The sequence below is a fragment of the Streptomyces sp. MNU76 genome (genome assembly GCF_020982545.1).
Taxonomy (GTDB): domain Bacteria; phylum Actinomycetota; class Actinomycetes; order Streptomycetales; family Streptomycetaceae; genus Streptomyces.
Window position 1 is genome coordinate 141519 of sequence record NZ_JAJKLK010000021.1, and the last position, 21202, is coordinate 162720.

19 protein-coding genes and 2 pseudogenes are annotated in these 21202 nt (G+C 72.5%); 8 read left to right on the plus strand and 13 right to left on the minus strand.

Annotation, left to right across the window (positions count from 1 at the left end; all coding sequences use genetic code 11):
• Positions 1–38 precede the first annotated feature (38 nt).
• Positions 39–1226 carry a YncE family protein gene (locus tag E4N62_RS33610; protein WP_230220529.1) on the plus strand — a complete coding sequence of 396 codons (1188 nt, stop codon included), beginning with the start codon at positions 39–41 and terminating at the stop codon, positions 1224–1226.
• Positions 1227–1349: 123 nt separating this feature from the next.
• A complete protein-coding gene (locus E4N62_RS33615; RefSeq protein ID WP_308186003.1) occupies positions 1350–1982 on the plus strand; it encodes an ADP-ribosyltransferase in 633 nt (210 codons plus the stop codon).
• Between the two features lie 32 nt (positions 1983–2014).
• Here E4N62_RS33615 and E4N62_RS33620 read toward each other — a convergent pair whose 3' ends face one another.
• Positions 2015–2647: a GNAT family N-acetyltransferase gene (locus tag E4N62_RS33620; RefSeq protein ID WP_230220533.1), complete on the minus strand. Its 633-nt coding sequence runs from the start codon at positions 2645–2647 to the stop codon at positions 2015–2017.
• Between the two features lie 59 nt (positions 2648–2706).
• On the opposite strand from E4N62_RS33620, the gene E4N62_RS33625 reads away from it, so the two are divergent.
• From E4N62_RS33625 to E4N62_RS33640, 4 genes are all read left to right on the plus strand, one after another.
• Positions 2707–3621: a MerR family transcriptional regulator gene (locus E4N62_RS33625; protein WP_230220535.1), complete on the plus strand. Its 915-nt coding sequence runs from the start codon at positions 2707–2709 to the stop codon at positions 3619–3621.
• A 71-nt stretch (positions 3622–3692) separates the two neighbouring features.
• Complete coding sequence (locus E4N62_RS33630) at positions 3693–3905, plus strand: EF-hand domain-containing protein (RefSeq protein ID WP_013000557.1); 213 nt, start codon at positions 3693–3695, stop codon at positions 3903–3905.
• 113 nt (positions 3906–4018) lie between these two features.
• Positions 4019–4744 carry an NAD(P)-binding domain-containing protein gene (locus E4N62_RS33635; protein WP_308186052.1) on the plus strand — a complete coding sequence of 242 codons (726 nt, stop codon included), beginning with the start codon at positions 4019–4021 and terminating at the stop codon, positions 4742–4744.
• Between the two features lie 311 nt (positions 4745–5055).
• Complete coding sequence (locus E4N62_RS33640; protein ID WP_230220539.1) at positions 5056–6171, plus strand: amidohydrolase family protein; 1116 nt, start codon at positions 5056–5058, stop codon at positions 6169–6171.
• A 252-nt stretch (positions 6172–6423) separates the two neighbouring features.
• Here E4N62_RS33640 and E4N62_RS33645 read toward each other — a convergent pair whose 3' ends face one another.
• The 8 genes and pseudogenes from E4N62_RS33645 to E4N62_RS33680 form a co-directional block, all read right to left on the minus strand.
• Positions 6424–7284, minus strand: a complete 861-nt coding sequence (locus tag E4N62_RS33645; protein ID WP_230220541.1) for a carbohydrate-binding protein — start codon at positions 7282–7284, stop codon at positions 6424–6426.
• Positions 7285–7752: 468 nt separating this feature from the next.
• The gene (locus tag E4N62_RS33650; protein ID WP_230220543.1) at positions 7753–7956 is read right to left on the minus strand and encodes a hypothetical protein; all 204 of its coding nucleotides are present in this window, start codon (positions 7954–7956) and stop codon (positions 7753–7755) included.
• Positions 7953–8508: pseudogene (locus tag E4N62_RS33655) on the minus strand (phage tail protein). Before E4N62_RS33655 ends, E4N62_RS33650 begins: the two are co-directional and overlap by 4 nt.
• A gap of 148 nt (positions 8509–8656) precedes the next feature.
• A pseudogene (locus tag E4N62_RS33660) lies at positions 8657–10613 on the minus strand (putative baseplate assembly protein).
• Positions 10613–11074 (minus strand): GPW/gp25 family protein, encoded by a 462-nt coding sequence (locus tag E4N62_RS33665; protein ID WP_230220950.1) that lies wholly within the window; start codon positions 11072–11074, stop codon positions 10613–10615. Before E4N62_RS33665 ends, E4N62_RS33660 begins: the two are co-directional and overlap by 1 nt.
• Before the next feature lie 127 nt (positions 11075–11201).
• Positions 11202–13106 carry a VgrG-related protein gene (locus E4N62_RS33670; RefSeq protein WP_230220546.1) on the minus strand — a complete coding sequence of 635 codons (1905 nt, stop codon included), beginning with the start codon at positions 13104–13106 and terminating at the stop codon, positions 11202–11204.
• Complete coding sequence (locus E4N62_RS33675; RefSeq protein ID WP_184899634.1) at positions 13106–13831, minus strand: LysM peptidoglycan-binding domain-containing protein; 726 nt, start codon at positions 13829–13831, stop codon at positions 13106–13108. The genes E4N62_RS33670 and E4N62_RS33675 overlap by 1 nt, the downstream gene beginning before the upstream one ends.
• A gap of 16 nt (positions 13832–13847) precedes the next feature.
• Positions 13848–14273, minus strand: coding sequence for a phage tail protein (locus E4N62_RS33680; RefSeq protein WP_037695699.1), 426 nt, complete (start codon positions 14271–14273; stop codon positions 13848–13850).
• Between the two features lie 2149 nt (positions 14274–16422).
• Here E4N62_RS33680 and E4N62_RS33685 point away from each other — a divergent pair.
• The gene (locus tag E4N62_RS33685; RefSeq protein ID WP_230220548.1) at positions 16423–17148 is read left to right on the plus strand and encodes a hypothetical protein; all 726 of its coding nucleotides are present in this window, start codon (positions 16423–16425) and stop codon (positions 17146–17148) included.
• A gap of 264 nt (positions 17149–17412) precedes the next feature.
• The gene (locus E4N62_RS33690) at positions 17413–17748 is read left to right on the plus strand and encodes a hypothetical protein (RefSeq protein WP_230220550.1); all 336 of its coding nucleotides are present in this window, start codon (positions 17413–17415) and stop codon (positions 17746–17748) included.
• A 455-nt stretch (positions 17749–18203) separates the two neighbouring features.
• Here the strand turns inward: E4N62_RS33690 and E4N62_RS33695 are convergent, their stop codons facing one another.
• From E4N62_RS33695 to E4N62_RS33710, 4 genes are all read right to left on the minus strand, one after another.
• Positions 18204–18362: a DUF6760 family protein gene (locus E4N62_RS33695; RefSeq protein ID WP_086786782.1), complete on the minus strand. Its 159-nt coding sequence runs from the start codon at positions 18360–18362 to the stop codon at positions 18204–18206.
• On the minus strand, positions 18359–18907 hold the full coding sequence (locus E4N62_RS33700) for a hypothetical protein (protein WP_230220552.1): 549 nt from the start codon (positions 18905–18907) through the stop codon (positions 18359–18361). The genes E4N62_RS33695 and E4N62_RS33700 overlap by 4 nt, the downstream gene beginning before the upstream one ends.
• The gene (locus E4N62_RS33705) at positions 18907–19350 is read right to left on the minus strand and encodes a phage tail protein (RefSeq protein ID WP_033526822.1); all 444 of its coding nucleotides are present in this window, start codon (positions 19348–19350) and stop codon (positions 18907–18909) included. The genes E4N62_RS33700 and E4N62_RS33705 overlap by 1 nt, the downstream gene beginning before the upstream one ends.
• A gap of 101 nt (positions 19351–19451) precedes the next feature.
• On the minus strand, positions 19452–21029 hold the full coding sequence (locus tag E4N62_RS33710; protein WP_230220554.1) for a phage tail sheath subtilisin-like domain-containing protein: 1578 nt from the start codon (positions 21027–21029) through the stop codon (positions 19452–19454).
• Positions 21030–21202: the final 173 nt, after the last annotated feature.

The following is a 21202-nucleotide window of genomic DNA, read 5'->3' on the forward strand; positions in this document are numbered from 1 at the left end:
CACCCCTCAAACAAAACCATCCCAAGCAGCACCACCTCGTGCGGCGCGCCCTCCTCGCGGCCGCCGTCCTCGCCGCCGTCGCCGCGTGCGGCTCCGACGCCGGGACGACCGAGCAGGAGCGACGTGTCCGGGCCGACCGGGCCGCCGCCGAAGCCGAGGCCGCCGAGCGGAGGAAGAAGCAGCGGACGACGCTCCGGGGCCTGCGCGGCATGCCGCCCGTGCTGGACCCCCGGGACGTCTACGCCGCCGACCGCCCGAACCGGCTCTCCCCGGTGGTCAAGGACTTCCCCTCCCGGGTGTACGTGCCCAACAGCGAGTCCGACACGGTCACCGTCATCGACCCGAAGACCTACGAGGTCGTCGAGACCATCCCGGTGGGCCGCCAGCCCCAGCACGTCGTCCCGTCCTGGGACCTGAAGACCCTCTGGGTCAACAACAACCGGGGCCACACCCTCACCCCCATCGACCCGAGGACGGGCAAGGCGGGCAAGCCGGTCGAGGTGCACGACCCGTACAACCTGTACTTCACCCCCAACGGCAAGTACGCCGTCGTCATGGCCTCCCTCGACCGTGAACTCGTCTTCCGCGACCCGCACACCATGAAGCGGATCAAGACCGAGCCGGTCACGTGCTACGGCGTCAACCACGCCGACTTCTCCCTCGACGGCACGTACTTCATCGTCTCCTGCGAGTTCAGCGGCGAACTGCTCAAGGTCGACACCGCGAAGATGAAGGTGATCGGGCAGCAGAAGCTGCCGTTCGAGGGAGCCATGCCGCAGGACGTGAAGATCTCACCGGACGGCAAGCGGTTCTACATCGCCGACATGATGGCCCACGGCATGTGGGTCCTGGACGGCGACACCTTCGAGGAGCCGAAGCTGCTGCCCACCGGCAAGGGCACCCACGGCCTCTACGTCGGCCGCGACTCCCGCGAGATGTACGTCTCCAACCGGGGCGAAGGCACCGTGTCCGTCTTCGACTTCACCGAGAACAAGCTCACCAAGAAGTGGCACCTCCCCGACGGCGGCAGCCCCGACATGGGCGGTGTCTCCGCCGACGGCAAGGTCCTGTGGCTCTCAGGCCGCTACGACTCCGAGGTGTACGCCATCGACACCCGCACCGGGGAGCAACTCGCCCGCATCCCCGTCGGCAGCGGCCCGCACGGCCTCGCGGTCTACCCGCAGCCGGGCCGCTACTCCCTCGGGCACACGGGCATCTTCCGGTGACTACCGGAGACTCGCGGGCCGCCGGTCCCGACCGGCACCTTCCGGTGACACATGACAACCGGGCGGGCTGACACGCCTCCATACGAGTGACGGTCCCCGGCCCGGCGCCGCGCAGCCGAGATCGTGCTGGACATGATCACTTCTCGTGCGCGGCGCCGGGCCGCCGCCGTCGTCCTGTCCCTCTCCGCCGTCCTCGCGACCTCCGCCGCGACCGCCCCGGCACAGAGCCCCGCCTCGCAGCCCGCCGCTGCCTCCGCGAGGGCCGCCGCCCCCACCTGTCCTCAGTTCGAGGACCCGGTGCACGCTGCCGCCGACCGCCGCGTGGACGTCGCCCGCATCACCCCCGAGCCGGTCTGGCGCAAGAGCTGCGGCACCCTCTACCGCAGCGACAGCAGGGGCCCGGCCGTGGTCTTCGAGCAGGGCTTCCACCCCAAGGACGTCATCGACGGGCAGTACGACATCGAGAGCTACGTCCTGGTCAACCAGCCCTCGCCGTACGTCTCCACGACCTACGACCACGACCTCTACAAGACCTGGTACAAGTCCGGCTACAACTACTACATCGATGCCCCCGGCGGCGTCGACGTCAACAAGACCATCGGTGACCAGCACAAGTGGGTCGACCAGGTCGAGGTCGCCTTCCCCGGCGGTATCCGGACGGAGTTCATCGTCGGTGTCTGCCCGGTCGACAAGAAGACCAAGACGGAGAAGATGAGCGAGTGCGAGAGCAACCCGCACTACGAGCCCTGGCACTGACGCCGACGCCGACGCCGTAGCCCCCGGCGCGGCTACCGGGGAATGAGCAGGATCTCCGAGCCCACGGGCCGATAGCCCGCCGACTGGAACGCCCGCATGCTGCGGGCGTTCCCCGGCGCGATCTGCGCCCACAGCGGCTCGTCGACGAGATGGCGGGCGGCACGCACCAGCGTCCGGCCGAGACCCCGCTGCCGTACGCTCTCGGCCACCTCGACCGAGACCTCCAGCCGCCCGGCGATCCCCCGGCCCGTCGTCAGGACGCCGCCGTCCACCGCCCACACCCGTACGTCGTCACGGCGCCGCCGCGCGTACATGACGCGCGGGTGGCCCGCGTCCAGGATCTCGCGCAGCGGGAGCGGCGGTTCGCCCGGCAGGGGCGGGGCGACCAGCATCGCGTCGATGGTCTCGGCCGTACGGCCCGTCCGTTCCATGAGGACCGCCAGGAACCGGGGGTTCATGCTCGCGGACAGCGCGTCGCACTCCATCGTCGCCAGGCGCTCGCGCACCCACCGCGGATCCTCGTCCGTGAAGACGACGGAGTGCGCCGTGAAGCACAGGACCCCCGCGTCCCGGGGGGAGTCCTGGGGGACGACGGTCGTACCGCCGTCCGCCGGCGGGAAGACCCCCTCGGCCGCCGCGTCCAGAATGTCCCGCAGACTCTCCATCGCCGTACTCCCCGCCCGCGCTTGAGCCTCCACCCACTGGAAGCCCCACACTCGCAGACATGATCGAGAACGGCACCGGCCTTTTCACCTTCGGGCAGCTCGCGCGCGGCTCCGGACTGTCCGTGCGCACCATCCGCTACTGGTCGGACGAGGGCGTTCTGCGTCCGGTCACCCGGAGTGCGGGCGGTTACCGGCTGTACGACGCCGAGTCCGTCGCCCGGCTCGAACTCGTCCGCACGCTGCGGGAACTGGGCCTCGGCCTGGACCAGGTGCGGCGGGTGCTCGAGGGCGAGACGACCGTCGCGGAGGTCGCTGCCGCGCACGTGGCCGCGCTGGACGCGCAGATCCGAGCCTTGAAGGTGACCCGGGCGGTGCTGTCGACCGTGGCGCGACGCGGTTCGACCGCGGAGGAGATGACGCTGATGAACAGACTGGCCCGGCTGTCCGCCGCCGAACGGGGGCGGATCATCGACGACTTCATGGAGGAGACCTTCGGGGGGCTCGACACCGCCGACCCCGACATCCGCACCCGGCTGCGGTTCAGCCTCGCGGACCTGCCGGAGGACCCCACGCCCGAGCAGGTGGACGCCTGGGTGGAATTGGCGGAGATGCTCCAGGACCCGGGGTTCCGGGCGCGGATGCGGCAGACCGTCGAGTTCAACGCGGCGGACCGGGGGCCGGAGGTGGCGGCGGGCACGTCCCTGTGGCTCATGAGCCGCCTGGTGCAGCTGGCGGGGGAGGCGCTGAGGGTCGGCGTCGACCCGGCCTCGTCCGCCGCCGACGAGGTGCTCGCCGGGCTGCTCGGCGACGCCGACCGGGCCGTCCTGCTGGAACGCGTCATGTCGGCGGCCCACGCCGAGCCGGCCCGATTCCGGGAGCTGGCGGCGCTGGTACGGGGCGTGGAGCCGCTGTCGGCGCACGCCGAGGAGTTCGCGTGGGTGGTCGCCGCACTGCGTGCTCGGGCGTCCGGTTAATCTGACCTGCGTCAGTAGGACTGTCGGCAGGACTGCCCGGAAGAGGCAGAGCACCAAGAAGGGGCGGATCGGTGGCGGACATCGAGGCAGCGCGCAAGGAGTTCCAGCGGATCGACGCGGACGGGGACGGGTTCATCACCGCCGCCGAGTTCAAGACCGCCCTGGCCCAGGAAGGCGACTGGAACGTCACCGAGTCGGTGGCGGAGGTCATCATCCGCACCCGCGACCTCAACGGCGACAAGCTCCTGTCGTTCGACGAGTTCTGGGCCCACCTGGACAAGTGAGCCGAGCGGCCGAGGGGTGCCCTCCGTCACCTGCGACGGAGGGTGCCCCTTCGTCATGCCGGGGTGGGGAATAGCGCGGGCAGGGGCAGGGTTGAACCCGGCAATGCATGCGCATGCATGAAAAGCTAGGGGTCCCTGGGACCTCTCCCTCCCCACGATCACAAGGGCGGCCTGACATGAAGATCGGCATCATCGGCGCGGGCAACATCGGCGGCAACCTCACCCGGCGGCTCACCGCCCTCGGTCACGACGTCTCCGTCGCCAACTCCCGAGGACCGCACACCCTCACCGCGCTGGCCGAGGAGACGGGCGCGACCCCGGTCGTGGTGGCGGAGACGGCACGCGGCGCCGAGGTCGTGGTGGTCACGGTCCCCCTGAAGGCCGTCCCGGACCTGCCGTCCGGCCTTTTCGACGAGGCCGCGGACGGTGTCGCCGTCATCGACACCAACAACTACTACCCGAGGCAGCGCGACGGCAGGATCGCCGCCATCGAGGACGACGGTCTCACCGAGAGCCGCTGGACCGAGCGGCACCTGGGCCACCCCGTCATCAAGGCCTTCAACGGCACCTACGCCCAGGACATCCTCGACCGCCCCCTCCCGGCCGGCGACCCCGACCGCATGGCCCTCCCCGTCGCCGGCGACGACGAGGCGGCCAAGGAGAAGGTCCGCTCCCTCATCGACGAACTCGGCTTCGACACCGTCGACGCGGGCGGCCTCGACGACTCCTGGCGCCAGCAGCCCGACACCCCCGTCTACGGCCTCCGGGCCGGAGCCGAAGCAGTGGCCAAGGCCCTGACCGAGGCATCCCCGGAACGCCCGGCGGACTTCCGGGGCTGACTGGGGCGCCTCGAGCACCCTCCGCCACGTCGACGTCCGGTACCCGGTGCACTCCTGGGCGGAGCTCGACACCGAGACCACCACCTGCTGCTGATCACCCGGAACGGGGGCCGTCGGACGCGACGGCCCCCGACTTCGTACGTGAGCCGGCCGTGAAGGGATCCTGGCCTGGGATGTCGTCGCAGACGGTGGGCTGGACCGCGTCCGTCCGAGGGAACCGAACTCGAACCGGGCACGCCGTGGTGATCCTGGGCCCGCCGACGGGCCATCGTGATGCGGCAAACCGATGGCGCTACGGATGGGGAACACGGATGTCCGAATCGACCCGGGCCATGAGCCGGCGCGGTCTGCTCGTCGCCGGCGGGGCGTTGGCGACCACCGTCGCTGCCACGGGCGAGTCCAGCGCTCTGGCCAGGGGGGAAGCGGTGCCGCGGGGCTCGAGGAGCGGCGATGGCGCCGACCGGGCAAGGATCGACGTCCACCACCATTTCACCGCTCCGACATGGGTCGACTGGGCGGAACGTGAGGGCCTGGTGCAGCGGCAGGAGCTGCTGTGGTGGGCGCGTTGGGATCTGGACTCCACCCTGGCGCTGATGGACCGGGCAGGAATCGCGACCGCGGTCCTCAACCCGACCATGCAGGACCGGTACCGCACCGCGGCGCAGGCCAGGGAAGGTCTCACCGTCGTCTTCGAGGCGATGGCCGACCTGGTGGCCCAACACCCGGGCCGTTTCGCCGTCCTCGCTCCTGCTGTCCTGGACCATCCCGAAGTGACCACGTGGGCTCTCCGCCGCGCCTTCGACGAGCTCGGTGCCGTCGGAGTCAGTGTGAAAGCCAACTACAACGGTGTCTACCTCGGTGATCCCTCGTACGACCGCTTCCTTGCCGAACTCGACGAGCGTGCCGCGGTCCTCTTCACCCATCCGCTCGACCTCCCGGGCGGAACACCCGGTGTGCCCACCGTCCCCGGGATTCCGAACTTCATGTGCGACTTCCTGCTGGACACCACGCGTGCTGCTGTGAACCTGATCCGCACCGGGACACTCGACCGCTACCCGCACCTGTCGGTCATCCTGCCGCACGCCGGAGGATTCCTCCCTCAGATCGCCACCCGCATGGAGGCCTTCGGCGGCTTCTGCACTCCACCCCTCGACGCTGCCCGTGTACGGGACCACCTCCACCGCTTCTACTACGACACGGCGGGCCCGTCGGCCCCCTCGGGCACTCTGGTGGCCACCGCCGGCGCCGACCGGATCCTCTTCGGCACCGACTGGCCGGCCGCCTCCGCAGACATCATCACCGACTTCACGGTGCCGGCCATCGAGACCGACCCCGTCTTCACCGACCGCCAACGACGCGGCATCCACCGCGACAACGCGCTCCGCCTGTTGCCCGCGCTGAGGCGCGCCCAAGGGCTGTCCCGCTGATTCACCGAGGATTGCGGGACAGCCCTTCAGTCCGGCTCCACGAGGCCGCGCGACCCCGTCACTCCGAGGTCAGCCGGGCGTGCCCCAGGGCCGCCCGGCTGAGTGCCGTACGGCGAGGACTGCCGGGGTGGGCGTGGGGTCGGGGCGGCGCCGGAGGTGGTGGCCGCGTGGACCAGGTGGCCGTGGGGGAGGCCGAGGGCGGTGCAGTGGGCGAGCAGTTGACGGCGAGGGACGGCCGGATGCGGCGGGCCGCTAGCTGTTGCCGTTGGAGCGGCCGAAGAACTCGATCTCGGCTATCGCGACCTGCTTCTCGGCGTCGGCGCCGTAGGCGGAGCGGATGGTGAACCGGACGGTCTCCGCGTCGCCGACGCGGAACTTGCGGCGCTGGCCGCCGGCGCTCTGGTCGAGGGTGAGGGTCTTGGTGGAGACGGAGCCGTCGGCGGCGGTGATCTTCGCCTCGATACGGTGCGGGCGGGCCGACTCCGCGCGCTGGTCCGCGTTCTTGGAGACCCCCGGGGTGATCACCACGTCGAGCAGACGGGTCGGCTCCTCGAAGCGGGCCTCGATCCACTCGCCCTCGCCGGACTGGGTGACACCCGGCCCCCACCACGTGTTGCTGTACGTGTCGAAGGCCAGCTGCGGCTTGTGGCCGGGGAAGGAACGGGACGCCTTGAAGCTGTCCGGGACGACCGAGGCGCGCTTGGCGAAGTGGTCGCGGGTCGCCTGGTAGGCGTCGTCGGCCTGGAAGGCGAGGGTGACGATCAGGGTCAGGACCAGGGCGCCGACCAGCCAGCTGAGGATCTGGCCGAAGCCTCGGCGCAGCCGGGGGCGGTCACCCGCCCACGGGGTTTCCGTGTTGCGGCCCGTGAGCATCCGGCGCCACCACGGCAGCCGTGCCGGTGTCTCCGCGCGGCCGGCCATCGGCATCGCGCAACGTGCGCAGAAGTGCCGGTCCGGCCGGGTCGGGGTCCCGCACCACGGGCAGGGCACACCGCCCTCGGTGCCGAACTCCGGCTGCGGGGCGCGGACCTGGGGACGCTGCACATCGGGACGGCCCGGCAGCACGGGGGCGACGGCCGGCTCCGCGGGCGCCCGGGGCTCGGGGTCGGCCACCGGGACCAGGAGGGACCGGGCGCGGTCGGCGGCTGAGGGTGAGGGAGCAGGGGTCGGTGAGGCGGGGGTGCGGGGGAGGCGTGCGTCGGGAGGGGGTGGTGGGGGCCTGGTCGTCGGGGTGGGAGCTGCCGGGGACTGGGGGTGGGCCTGGGGCTGGTGTGGGCCTCCGGAGCGACGGGGGGGCTTATGGCGGGGTGGTGGTGGTACGGGGTGCCGTGCCGGTGTCCGGGACGGCGACGCCGGTGGCGGCGCCGGGGCCGCTCCGCCTGGGCCGTGTCGTGCGCGGTGCGGGCCGTACCGGTTCCGGCGCCCGGGTGGGCGAAGGCGTCCCAAGCGGGTTCGCCACCGGGCGCGCTGGCGCCGCCCGGAGCCGGGGCCGGGGCAGCGGTGGCAGGAGCGGAGCCGGGGCGGCTGCCGGGGTCGGGGCGGCGGGGCGTGGGTCGCTCGTCGTGTGGGAGGGGTCCGTGTTTACGGGGTGTCGCTCCGAGCGCCGGAGGAGTCCGCGCGGTCGGCGGTCTCGCTCCTGGCGGCGGATGTCGTGGACCGGGGCGGGGTGCCGGACCAGCCGAGTACCGCGCCGCAGGCGTCGCAGAAGGACTGGCCGGGCTCCCCGCGGGTTCCGCATTCGGCGCAGCTCTGGGCCTGGCCGGTGCCGGGGGTCGGGCTGGTCATCTCTCGGGGATCCTTTCGGCGGCGGTCACCTGGACCGTGTACGGCATGTGGGCGGGCGGGCGGCGGCGACGAGGCTGTCCAGCCGGTGTTCGTCCGCCGGGGTGGGGTCGGGCAGGCGCAGGGCCACGTGCAGGCGCGGGCGGGGTTCGCCCGGCACCGGGCCGAGGGGCGGGCGTCCCAGGTGGCGGCGCCGCTCTCGGTGATCTCCGGGGTCACGCCGAAGACCAGGCGTACGGCCTCGGACAGGCCGCGCCGGGTGCCGCGTACCCGGTGCAGGTACGCGGCGGCGGCCACCGCGGCACGCAGGCGGTCCTCCGGCTCCGTGCCGTCCGTCTCGGCGCCGACCCAGCCGGCGAGCCACTGGGTGAAGTCGACGGGGGCCAGGGAGGGGGTGAAGTAGGAGTCCAGGCAGTCGAGTACGGAGAGGATCGGGGCGAGGACCTCGTCGAGGCCGCCGATGAAGCGTTGGGCGAGGTCGTCGTCGGCGAACACGGCCGGGAGCATCGTGCCGATGGGGGTGGAGGAGCCGAGGCCGTCGATGGAGCCCCTCATATGTGGCCTCCGAGTGCGCCCAGGAGCTCGGGGGGCGCGGTGCGTTGGCGGCCGCGGGTCCGTCGTGGTTGTTCGCGCCCACGCGGCGGAGCCGCATATGTAACAGCCCCGCGCCCCTTTTGGGGCTGCGCCCCGTCAAAGGCCGCCCTCACTGCTTGTCCCCGATCACGCGGACCCGGTGGTCGAAGCTGAAGACCAGGGACGGGGGTGAGAGGTCGATGCGGTTGGTGGGGTCGCCTCGTTTGCCGGTGAGGGGTCGGCGGGTGGAGCTGGACGTCGTCGACCAGTTCGACGCCGGGGACGCGCTGGAGGACGGCGAAGACCTCGCCGGACTGGACGGGGCGGCCGAAGGGCCAGCCCCGGCCGTCGGCGCCGCCGGTCAGCGGGTCGAGGTGGCGGTAGAGCGCGTCGTGCGCCTGACGGCGGACGCGGTCGGTGTCCACGCCCCGGAAGGCGTGCAGCGTCGCGACGACCGTGATGCCCTGGTAGAACGGCGGCCCGACGGCCAACCGCGTCCCGATCAGCCGGCGTTCGTCCAGATGGCGGGTGATACGGCGCAACAGGGCGTCACCGGGGACGAGTTGCTCGAAGCGGAGCCGGCCGCCCGGGTCCGGAACCGCCTGGGGGACCACCAACACCCGTACCGCGTAAGCCCCGTGGTCGCCCTCCTCGCCCTCCAGGCAGGTGATGCGGGCGGTCTCGGGGGCCGCGCGGCGGGCGAGTTCCTCGTAGTCGCGCAGGGTCACGGCGCGTTCCTGGGCGCGCAGGGTGATCGGCGCCCGGACCTTCGCCTCCTCCACGGTCTCCGCGTCGACACCGCCGCGCGCGGCCTCCCGGTTGACGACCTCGGAGACGTACGGCACGGAGGTGCGCAGCACCCGGATGGCACCCCGGGCCACGTTGCCGGCCCGGCCGCCGCCGGTGCGGTAGCGCACGGCGCGGATGACGGACCCCTTGGGCGCGACGGCCCCGTACTGGCGCAGGCTCCCGTCGGGCTCCCGTACCGCCGGCCCGAAGGCGATCTCGCCGGTGGCGGAGTCCAGGGTGATGTGGCGGTCGTACGAGGTGGACGCGGCGAAGGACGGGACGACGTCCCAGTCGGTCCAGCCGTCGTGCTCGGCGGTCTGCAGCAGCACGGGCGGGGTGTCGCCGACCACCGGGAAGTGCGCGAGGCGCAGCCGCTGGCCGGGCAGGCCGGTGGACTCGCCGAGCGCCTCGTCGTACACGGTCTCGGCGTGGACGACGGTGGTGGTGCCGCCGATGGTGAAGGCCTCGGCGGCCCGGACGGTCGGCGAGGTGGTGTAGAAGGGCTGGCCGGGCAGGGGTTCGGTGACCCGGCAGCGCAGCCAGCCGGCCTCCTGGCCGCCGGTGCGGGACAGGGTGTGCCCGCCGGGCAGGTGCAGGACGACCTCGCCCGGCCGGTTCAGGCCGCCCGTGCCGTCGCGGTCGACCTCGCACACCGTCCAGCCGTCCTCCGTCCACGCCTCCCAGACCAGCGGCGGCTGCCGGGGGTCCACGCCGACACCGTCGACCACACTGTCCAGTTCCAGCACGACCGCGCAGTGCGGCACGGCGGCCGTCAGCCCGAACAGCATGCAGTCGCCGGGGCGCGGGGACTCGGCGAAGCACATCAGGTCCTTGCCCTCGGCGAGGTCGGAGGTCCGGTCGGCGACCGGCTCACCGGGGCGCTGGGTCACCAGATACCGCAACGCGCAGGGCACGACGTCGAGTTCGCGCTCGGTGGTGAAGACCACCGCCTCCTCGCTCTCGGTGCGCACGGTCGCGACCTCGGTGCCCACCGGCAGCGGCACCGGCTCCTCCTGCGGCGCCGACAGCCAGAACGTCACGTCCGTGCGCGCGGCAGAGGGAGGGAACAGAGTGATGCCCACGAGGTCCAGGAACGCCAGGTGGTTCTTCTCCGGCACCCGGTTGAGCCGGTAGACGATCTGGTCCGCCATGTGCGCGACCGTCTCCACCAGGGTGACGCCGGGGTCGGAGACGTTGTGGTCGGTCCACTCCGGGGCCCGCTGCTGGATGTAGCGCTTGGCGTCGTCGACGAACTGCTGGAAGCGGCGGTCGTCGAGGTTCGGGGAGGGCAGGGCCATCATCGGTCGCTTTCAGGACGGTCGGGACGATCAGGACGGTCGGCGCCCTCGGAGGGCAGGTCCGGCTCGTCGTGGGAGGGGATGACGTAGAACGGGAAGACCAGGCTGCGCGGGTTGTTGGTGCCCCGGATCGAGTAGCGGACGTCGATGAACAGGACGCCCTGGTCGGCGCCCGCCGTCACCTCGACGTCGGTCACCTCGATCCGCGGCTCCCAGCGGTCGAGGCTCGCGTACACCTCGTGCTGGATACGGCCTGCGGTGGCCTCGTTGACCGGCGCGAACACCAGGTCGTGGATGGCGCAGCCGAACTCGGGGCGCATCGGCCGCTCGCCCGGCGCGGTGGCCAGCACCAGCCGGATGGCCTCCTCGACCTCGCGCTCCCCGCTGACCAGGGCGATGCCCCCGGTGGGCCCGATGCGCAGCGGGAACGCCCAGCCGGATCCGACGAACTGCTCGGCCATCAGCGGGCCACCCTCCTTATAGACGAACGTGTTCTCATGAGCGGCCGCCGGACGACCTCGGCCACGGGCCGCGGCGGCGCGGCGGGCCACGGCGGCGTGGCGGGCCATGGCGCGCTGTCGGGGGCCGTCACGGGATCGGGTACAGCTTCTTGTTGACCATGACGATGCCGGTGATGTCGACGTTGGCCGCGCGCAGCGCCGCCTGCCCGACCGCGTTGATCTGCACGGTCCCGGCCGCGCTGAGCGTCGCGGCGCCCGCCGCGTTCATGGAGAGGGCGCCGACCGCGTTGATGTTGACCGCGCCGCCCAGTGACCTCAGGCCGACCATGCCCTGGCCCTGGAGGTTGAGGGGCCCGCCGCTGCGGATGGTCACCGACCGCAGCGCGCTCAGCGTCAGATCGGTCCCCGCCTTCACGGACACCGAGGTGCCGCCCGTGATGCTGACGGCCCCCTTGCTGTCCACCGTGATCTCGGTCTTCGTCCGGTCCAGGTTGATGATCAGCTTGTCGTTGCCGCTGGCGATCCGCACGCCCTGCTTGCGCAGGCCGGTCTGCTGGCTGAGCAGGTCGACCCGGTTGCCCTCGCGGTCCGACAGGGTGTGCCGGATCGCCTTCTTCTTCACCGGGTCGTGCAGCCACACGTCCTTCACGGGCGTCGGCTTGTCGACGCCGTTGTAGAGACCGCCGATCACGAACGGATGGTCGAGCGCGCCCCGGTCGAAGGCGACCAGCACCTCGTCGCCGACGTCCAGCGGGAAGATCCCGCCGCCTCCCTTGCCGCCCATCTGCACCGTCCGCGTCCAGTCGCTGACGTAGGTGTCGTCCAGCCACGGGAACTGCAGTTTCACCCGGCCCTGCTTCAGCGGATCCTGTACGTCGGTGACCAGGGCGTTGGCCACACTGGGCAGCCGGGGCGCGGCGGAGGCGCCGCCGCCCGACGCCAGACCGAACAGGGAGCGCCACTGCCGTCCGCTGACGGTCACCCAGGTCTCGTAGTGGCTGCCGTCGCCGAAGGAGTGCCGCACGGAGGTGCAGGTGTACTTGCCCTCGAACGGGGTGCCCACCTCGGTGAGCGTGACCGGCACCCCGGGCCGCAGCTGCGGGTTGCCGCGCACGGTGACCTCCAGCTCGGCGAAGGAGGAGGTGATGTCGTCCGCGAGGGAGGCGGCCGCGTGCGTGACCTCGGTCTGGAGGTCGTACGGCGTGTCCGTCTCCACCAGTTTCGCGGCCTTGAAGGCGCCGGCCGCCTTCTGCGGGGTGGTGCCGATCGCGATCCCCGGGTTGTCGTTCGCGGGGGTGGTCGCCGTGAGCTTCTTCTTCGTCGTGACGTTCCAGCCGCGTGCCTCGACCCTGCCGACCTGGTCGGCGGCCGTGACGGCGGCCCGGCAGCGCAGGATGTCCACCCCGGCCTGGAGCACGAACGGGCTCTTCTCGCCGGGGGTGCTCGTCGGGGGCGCGCCGGACGCCGGCTTCGGCTTGACGAACTGGAACTTCCCCTTCGAGTCCAGCGACATCACCATCTCGTTCTCGTCGGCGAGCCGCGCGAGGAAGTCCCAGTCCGTCACGTTGGACTGCGAGATGAAGTCGTAGACCGTCCGGGTGCCCTGCACCTGCCCGACCGGGATGCCGTTCAGCCCGGCCAGTTTGCGGGCGATGTCGGAGGCCGTCTGATTGCGGTACGCGGCCACCCGGCGCACCCGCATCAGCCGGTGGCCCGGGTCGTAGCCGCGGACGACGGTGAAGGTGCCCGTGCCGTCGTAGTCGGTCTCCATACCGGTGACCTCGCCGGTGAGCAGCGGGTTGCCCGCGCCCTGCCCGTCGGCGACGGGTGCGATGACGACCTCGGTGCCGAACCTGACGTTCAGTTTGCCCAGCAGCAGCCCGTGCGGGTCCCGGAAGGTGAGCCGGAACGCGCCCGGCACCCCGGCCCCGAGGTCGACCCATCCGCCGACCAGCAGATCGGCGTACTCCGGCGGCAGTTTCGCCCCGTCGAGCGTGACGTGGATGACGTTGGAGAAGGACGGCTTCACCATCAGAAACCGACCTCCTCGGCGGCCGGCAGGACGAGTTCGATGCCGGTGGGCAGCCGGGTGGGATCGTCGATGCCGTTGGCCTCCGCGATCGCCCGCCACGCGGACGCGTTCCCGTACTCCCGCCACGCCAGCGACTGCAGCGAGTCGCCCGCGACGACCCGGTGCACACTCCGCGCGGTCAGCGCGCCCGACGTCGGGTTCTGCCCCTTGGTGGTGCTGGGGATCTCGTGCAGCGACAGCCGGCAGGTGGCCCGGATCGGCACGCCGGTCGTTCCGAACAGCGAGTACGTGACGTCCACCGAACTGACGTACGCCGTGAAGCGGGCCGTCGAGAACGACCCCCATTGGAACACCACCCAGGGCGGCGACGGCTGCTTCGCGGCGAGGCTCTTGGACGTCACCTCGCAGCACGACAGCAGCGACTCCACCTTCTTCAGCACCGTGGTGCCGCTCGGCTTGTCGGAGGAGTCGAGGAAGATCTCGACGTTCATCTGCCGGGCCTCGGGCCCCATGAACTCCGGCAGGGCGCCGTCGCGCACGGCCGCGCTGATCGTGGTCTTCCACTGGGCGCCCTGACGCAGCGTCAGCTCCGCCGGGTTGAACTCGAAGCTGAACGTCCTGATCAGCCCGCCGGGCGTGGTGCTCGTCCCGACCGGCGGCTCGTGGATGGCCAGTGTGGCCCGCACGAGGCTCTTGCCCGCGCCGCCCTTGCTGCCCTTCGCCATGTGCTGTCCCCGCCCCTCAGTCCGTGAATCCGTGGTGCGTGATCTCCAGGACCTCGGTCGCCACGCTCGGGTTCGCCGGGTCCAGGGACGGCCCCTGCCAGCTCACCGGCAGGACGTCGATGAGGCCCCAGTGCGCCACCTCCGAGCCGTCCGCGCGCAGCGCCGCGATCTGGGCGGTCGGGCGCTTCACGCCCGTCGCCACGGAGGAGATCCACGCCGCGACCTTCGCCGTGTCCGGGGTCAGCGGTCGCGTCAGCCGGATGTTCGAGAACGTCACGCGCGACGGGAACTGCCAGACGAACCCGTTGTTCCCGCCCTCCTGGCGGTGCTCGATCTCCACCGTCGAGGACAGCCCCTCGCACCCGTTGAAGTAACCGAGGCTCTCGCCGTCGATCGTCAGGGTGAAGAAGATGGTGGAGCCCGGGTCGAGATCGCGGGGCATCGGGTGGGCCTTTCTGCGGGCGGCTGCCGCCGGGTCGTACAGGTCGGTGGGCGGGGTCGGTCGGCGGCGGTGGTCTGGGTGCTCTGGGTCGGTGGTCCGGGTCAGTGGCGGGGGTCGCGGAGTTTGCCGATGCGTTCGCGGTCCATGCGGAGTTCGGTGCGGACGAGGCGGGTGACGCGGCCGATGAGCTTGTGGGTCAGTTCGTCGAGCTGGAAGTCGGTGAGGGCGCGGGGGTCGAACGGGGGTGCGACGTCCGCCGTGGAGGAGCGGAGGAGGTGGAGGAGTGGGACGGGGGAGTTGGCCGACGCGGTGCGGTGAGTCGCGGTGGCGGGGGTGGGGCCGTGGGGGTCAGGGGGCTCGCTGGATCGCGGCGGGTGCGGTGCGGCAGGAGCCGGGGTGCAGGGTGCAGGCCGGTTCCGGGGTCAGGTGCAGTGGGGGCCTGCGGGGTGGTGAGGGGTGCGGGCGGGGTGAGGGCCTGGCGTTGGACCACCGGGAGGGCGCGCGGCAGGGGCTTCTGCGGGGGCGTCGTGGGGGCGGCGACCGCGGGGTACGGCAGGGCGGGCGGGCTTGTCCCGGTGAGGCGTTGTACGGCAGGGCCGGTGCCGGGGCCGTGGGGCGGCGTAGGGGCACGGCGGGCCGGGGGCCTGACGCTGCGCTGCCGGGGGCGCAGTGGGGGCAGGGAGCGCCGAGGTGAGGGCGCGGGTGGGGGTGAGGGGCGGACGGGCTGGGCCTTCGGCTCGGCTGCGGCCAGCCGGCGTGCTGGTGGTTCGTGGGTGGGCCGGGTCGGGGTGTGGGGCGGCTGTGGGCTGTGGGACGGCAGTGGGCTGTGGGACGACTGCGGTCCGTGGGTGGCCGGTCGCGCAGTTCCCGCGCCCGGGGGCGGCCCTGGGCCGGCCAATGGGTGTCAGGGGACAGGCAGGGCCGCCGGGGTGGGGCTGGGGCCTGCTCGGTGTGGTGCCGCCGGGGCAGGTGCCGTTGCTCGCTGTACAGGGAGAGGGGTGGGCGAGGGGCTCGGGGTGCCGGGGGTCGGGCGTCCGGCCAGTGGCTTCGCGTCGACAGGAGGGACGGTGAGGGGCACCGAGCAAGGGGGCTGACGGGGGTCGGGCTCGGGCTCAGGGGCAGGGGTGGGGGTGGGGGAGGTGCGCTGAGTCGGGGTGCCGGGGTTGCCTGGGGCGTGGTCGTGGGTGTGGGCGCGGGGGCGGCACGGGGCCGGGGTGGGGGTGCCGAGGCCTACGCGCCGCGCGCTGGGGGCGGTGCTCCGCTGGACGGGGCGAGTGGGCGTGGCGGTGGGTTGGACGGTGGAGGCCGTGCCGCCGGGGCAGTCGTTGTCCGCCGGGTGGTGCCGGCCGCGCTGCGGGTGGGCGGGGCGGCGGGGGTCCCGGAGGACGTGCCGCTCGGGCCGACTGCCGTGCTGCCGGGGCTCGTTGTCGTTCCGCCGCGATGGTGTGCCGCCGCGCTGTGACCGTCCGCCGCGGGGCTGGGGCTGGTGGTGGCCGCCGTGCGCTGCACGTCGAAGGGGTTGGTCGCGGTGGGACGTGAGGTGAGCCCGTCCCTCCGGGGGCCGTACGGGGGCCGGGCTTTCGGCGCAGGGCGGGGCCGGTGTGCCGGTGGGGGCGGTCGCCGAGCGCTGGATGTCGGCCGACGGGGCGCCGGGGACGGGGCTCGGGTGGCGGGGTCGTGGGGCACGTGGGGAGTGGTGCCGTGAAGCGTCGTCGTACGGGGTGTGGTGCCGGGCGGGTTGCCGAGACCGGCCCTTGACGGTCGGCTGTCGTGCGCCTGGGCGCCGGCACCGGCCGCCGTGCCACCGGGGAGGCCGGATGCTCCTTGGGCGCTGTCCGATGCGGCGTTCGGGCGGGTGATCGCCTCGCCGGTGGTGGTCGGCGCGGTACGGCCGGGACCGGTCGCTGTCCGCTGGACGTCGGCCTCGGGGTGTCCGGGGGTGGCCGGGACGCGGGCAGAGTTGGTGCGGGTGCCGGTGGGCCCGGTCGTCGTACCGGCCGGGCTGGTCGCCGTGGCGCTGGGCCCGCTCGTTGACCGCTGGATGTCGGCGCCGGAGCGCCCGGGTACGCCGGGGGTGCCAACTGTGCCGCCCGATGGGGTCGTTGCCCGGTGGGTGCCGGCCTCGCCGGGACCTGAAGCGGTGGGGGTGGTGCGCCCGGTAGCCGCTCGTCGGACGCTGACCTCGCCGCGTCCGGAGGTGGTGCGGCGGCTGCCCGTGACGCCGGTGGAAGGCGTGGTCCCGGGGGCGCCGACTGCCGTGGCCGGGGGGTTCGCTGCCGTAGGGGCGGAGTCCGATGCCGTACCGCCGGAGTTGGCCTGCGTACGGCCGGAGTTCGGCGTCGTACCGGCGGAGTTGGCCTGCGTACGGCCGGAGTTCGGCGTCGTACCGGCGGAGGGCGCAGAGGTTGGGCCGGAGTTCGCCTGCGTACGGCCTGAGTTCGACGTCGTACGGCCTGAGTTCGACGTCGTACGGCCAGGGCTCGGTGTCGTACCGGCGGAGTGCGGTGTCGGACGTCCGGAGTTCGACGGCGTGCCTGCGGGCTTCGACGCCGCAGGGTCGGGGTGGGGCGTCGTGCCCGCGGGCTTCGTTGGCGTACGGCCGGGGCTCGGCGTCGTACCCGGGGAGTGCGATGCCGTAGGGCCCGGGCGGGAGTTCGCGGATGCCTGGGCTGAGTTGGGCGTCGTACCCGCGGGCGTGTCGGGCGTCGCTCGCTGGACGGCGAGTCCCGCGCGACCGGCGTCGGCGGTGGTGTTGCCCGGGGCGGCGGCCTCGGCTGTACCGGGGGAGCCGCTCGCAGATGCCTGGCGCCCGACAGCCGTTGCGGCAGGCGCCGTTGCCCGAGGCGTGCCGCCCGGCATGCCGACCGGACCCTGACCCGCGTCCGCCCCGCGCTCGGCGGTTGCCGTACGCCCCGGAGGGGCGGCCGCCGACTCCGTACGCGGTGACGAGGAGCCACCGGACGTCACGGGCCCGGAGGACGCATCGCTCGAAGCCGTCGGCCCCGAAGCGGTACCCGCCGGGGTGCCGGTGGACCCGGTGGCTGTGGGCCGTGCCGCCGGTAGCGTCCGGCGTTGGACGGCCGGTGTGGCGGGGGCCTTGGTCAGCGGGGTCGGACGGGTGGCCCGGGGACGCGCGGGGGTGACCCGCGGGCCGGTCGGACGGGACGGCGTGACCTGGTACGGGGCTCGCAGCACCGGCCGAGGCTCGCCGGACGTGGACGTAGGCGAGGAACCGGCGGACGCGGACGAGGTCTCCGGCTCGTCGCCGGCCACCGGCAGGGTGCGCGACGGCAGTTCGAGGCCGGCGACGGGTGTCGCCGACGTGGTGAGCACGTTCTTGACCAGCCCGCCCGGAGCGCCGGGCAGGACGGCGTGGGACAGGGTCCCGGTGAAGGACGGGTTCTGCCAGGTGCTCAGCCGCCCGCTGAACCCGGCGTCCGCGACAGCGGCCCGTCCGCCCCCGGTGGCCCGCTGAATCGGACCCAGCCCCTCCCAACCGCCACCGGAGCCACCACCACCGGCAGGAGCAGCCCCATCGGCAGGAGCAGCCCCATCGGCAGGAGCGGCCCCACCGACGGAAGCACCCTCGCCGACCGGAACGGCCCCGCCGGCCGAGGCACCCGCAGACGCCCCTGCACCCGAACCCGAACCCGAACCCGAACCCGAGCCCGAACCCGAGCCCGAGCCCGAACCCGAGCCCGAACCCGAGCCCGAACCCGAGCCCGAACCCGAGCCCGAACCCGAGCCCGAACCCGAGCCGAACCCGAGCCCGAACCCGAGCCCGAACCCGAGCCCGAACCCGAGCCCGAAGAGCCCGAAGCCGAGCCCGAACCGACCCCGTCACCCGACGCACCGCCGTCGCCGTCAACCGCACCCCGGCGCGCCGCCGACCCGGCGGCGCCCCGTAGGCGATCCATGAAGCCCACGTGTTCAGCCCTCCGACCCGCCCCGTGTCACGAGGGACGCGATCTGTTCGGTGTAGCGGCGGCGGTCGTGGTGTTCGAGGTCGAGGATCTCCTCGAAGCTCCAGTGGAAGTGGAAGGCGACGTACGCGATCTCCTCGTGCAGCCGGTCGGTCGCGTACGTCACGATTCCCCCAGGCGGCTCCCGCCGAGTTCGACCTCGAAGGGCTCGGAGCAGTGGGGGCACTCCACGGCCGCGCGGGTGTGGCCCTCCGCGTTGACCTGCCGGTAGAAGTCCTGGAGGAACGCGAGGTCGGACGCGAACATGTTCTCCACGATCCCGTCGTGGACCATCGGCAGATTGCCCAGCCGGGTGATGACCCGGCCGAGCAGCACGACCGACAGGTACGCCGGGTTCTCCTGGACCCGGACGTCGCGCAGCGGGATCAGCTCGTCCCGGGCGGTGGCGAGACGCATCACGCCCTCCCGGTGGACGTTCCCCGCCTCGTCGACGTACCCGCGCGGCAGTTCGAACGGGAATTCCGTCCGCAGCCGCTGCGCCACCGGCGCGACGGCCGGAGCCGGAGCCGATGCCGGACCCGACGCCTGAGAAGGCGCCGGTTCCGGCGCGGCGACGGGAGCGCCGGTGGTGGGGAAGGGGGACGTGGCGGAAGGCGCCGCCTCCTGTCCCGTCACCGTCATCGCGCCCGCCCTGCCAGCCGTACGCCGCATTACTCGATGACCAGTTCTTCGAAGACGATGGTCACGGTCTCGGTGAGCGCGGACGCCTCGCCCGCCTTGAGAGTGCTCGCGTCGATCTTGCTGCACCAGGCGTTGCGCATGTTGTAACGCTTCACCGGGTTGTTCTGGTAATCCATCATGATGATCGACGCGTTCTTGCGTGCGGAGCCCATCTGACCGTTGATCGAGTCGTTGATCCACGTGTTGAACGCGGCCGACTGGGTCATACCGCGGACCACCGTGCACTGCCCGTTCTTCTGCACACCGGGCAGGAGGTTGACCTCGGGCCGGCCCTGCGCGGAGTTCTGCTGGTACGTGATGACGTCCTGTTCGAGGGTGAGGCCACTGACCTCCGCGAGGTACTCGACCATCACCCCGTCGATCTGCAGGCCGAAATTGTGTGAAGTAAGGGCGTCACCCGGCGCGAGACTCATCTGTTCTGTGTCCTTCTGAGGGGGCTGGGAAAGGGGCTGGCTTCAGCGGGGATGGGGCTTCAGCGGGAAAGCGGGAAAGGGCGCGGGCCGGTGGCGGCGGCCTACTCCTCCAACTCGCCGCTGCCGCTGGAGAACTGGGCCAGCCGGAAGATCACGAACTCGGCGGGCTTCACCGGGGCGATACCGATCTCGCAGATGACGCGGCCGAGGTCGACCGACTCCGGCGGGTTGGTCTCCTCGTCGCACTTGACGTAGTACGCGTCCTCGGGCCGCTGGCCGAACAGGGCGCCCTGCCGCCACTCGTTGACGAGGAACGCGGAGACGTTGCGCCGGATCCGGGCCCACAGCGCGTGGTCGTTCGGCTCGAACACCACCCACTGGGTGCCGATCAGGATCGACTCCTCCAGGTAGTTGAAGTACCGGCGGATGTTCAGGTAGCGCCAGGCCGGGTCGGAGGACATGGTGCGGGCGCCCCAGACGCGGATGCCGCGGCCCGGGAAGGCACGGATGCAGTTGACGCCGATGGGGTTGAGCAGGTCCTGCTCGCCCCGGGTGATCTGGAGTTCGAGGTCCACCGCGCCGCGTACGACCTCGTTGGCGGGCGCCTTGTGCACCCCGCGCTCGAAGTCGTTGCGGGCCCAGACACCGGCGACGTGACCGCTCGGCGGGATCACCTTCGACTGGCCGGTGGCCGGGTCGAAGACCTTGATCCAGGGGTAGTAGAGCGCGGCGTACTTGGAGTCGTAGCCGGCGGTCTCCTGGCGCCAGACACGGATCTGCCGGGCGTTGAGGCCGGGCGGCGGGTCGATGACGGCGACCCGGTCGCCCATCAGCTCGCAGTGCGCGATCAGACCGAGCTGGACCGCCTTGACGGCCTCCAGGTCGATCGCGCCGCGCTGGTAGGCGGCCATCAGGTCGGGCACCGCGACCATGGAGATCTCGTCCACGGCCTCCAGGCCGCCGAAGCCGGTGCGGTCGGCGGAGTCGCCGAGGTACTCGGCCGGACCCGGGTGGGCGTCGTCGGCCGCGGCGGGCGCGACGGCGGCCGGAGCGGCGGGCGCCGCCAGGGCCACGGTCTGGTTGTCGGGGCGCACCAGCTGCGCGGCCGGCGCGGTCTCCGTGACCGTGATGAGCTTGGAGCGCTCCTTGACCTGGGTGACGACGTAGTTGCGGCCGCCCTTCTTGGCCGTCACGTCGAAGGACTCGACCGGCTTGTCGCCGTCCTTGACGATCAGCTTGAAGCGCTCGGCCGGGCCTTCGCCGTCGGGGTCGGCGACCTCGACGCTCAGCGAACCGCCCGCGATGGCGGTCACACTGAACGTGCCCAGCTGCTTCGGCTCGCCCGGAGGGAGCGCGGCCGGCGCGGCGGACCCCGTCACGGCGGCCGGAGAGCCGGCGGACGCGCCGTCCTGGGCCGTACCGCCCACGCGGACGACGTACGCGGCGCTGCCGCCGTTGTTGAAGAACCCGTACACCGAGTGCGCGAGGTAGTAGCCGTCGGTGAACTCGCCGAAGGCGGCGACGAACTGGGACCAGTTGGTCACCAGGGTCGGCTCGTTCAGCGGACCGGTCGGGGCCAGGCCGACGAAGGCGGCCACCGAGGTGCCCACACCCTCGATGGGACGCGAGCCGCTGGCCACCTCCTCGACGTAGACGCCCGGCGACAGGTAGGACGGCATGCTCTGCTCTCCTTGGGGTACGAGACAGGTCGCCTCTCACCCTCACGCGCGAAGCGCGTGCCCCGAAACGTCCCGGAGGGCCGGGACGGGGGCACCGTCGTTGCCCGCAGGGGCACGTGCGGGGGCAACGACGGCCCGGCCTGCCCCCGGGACTGCCCCCGTGGACCTTCCGC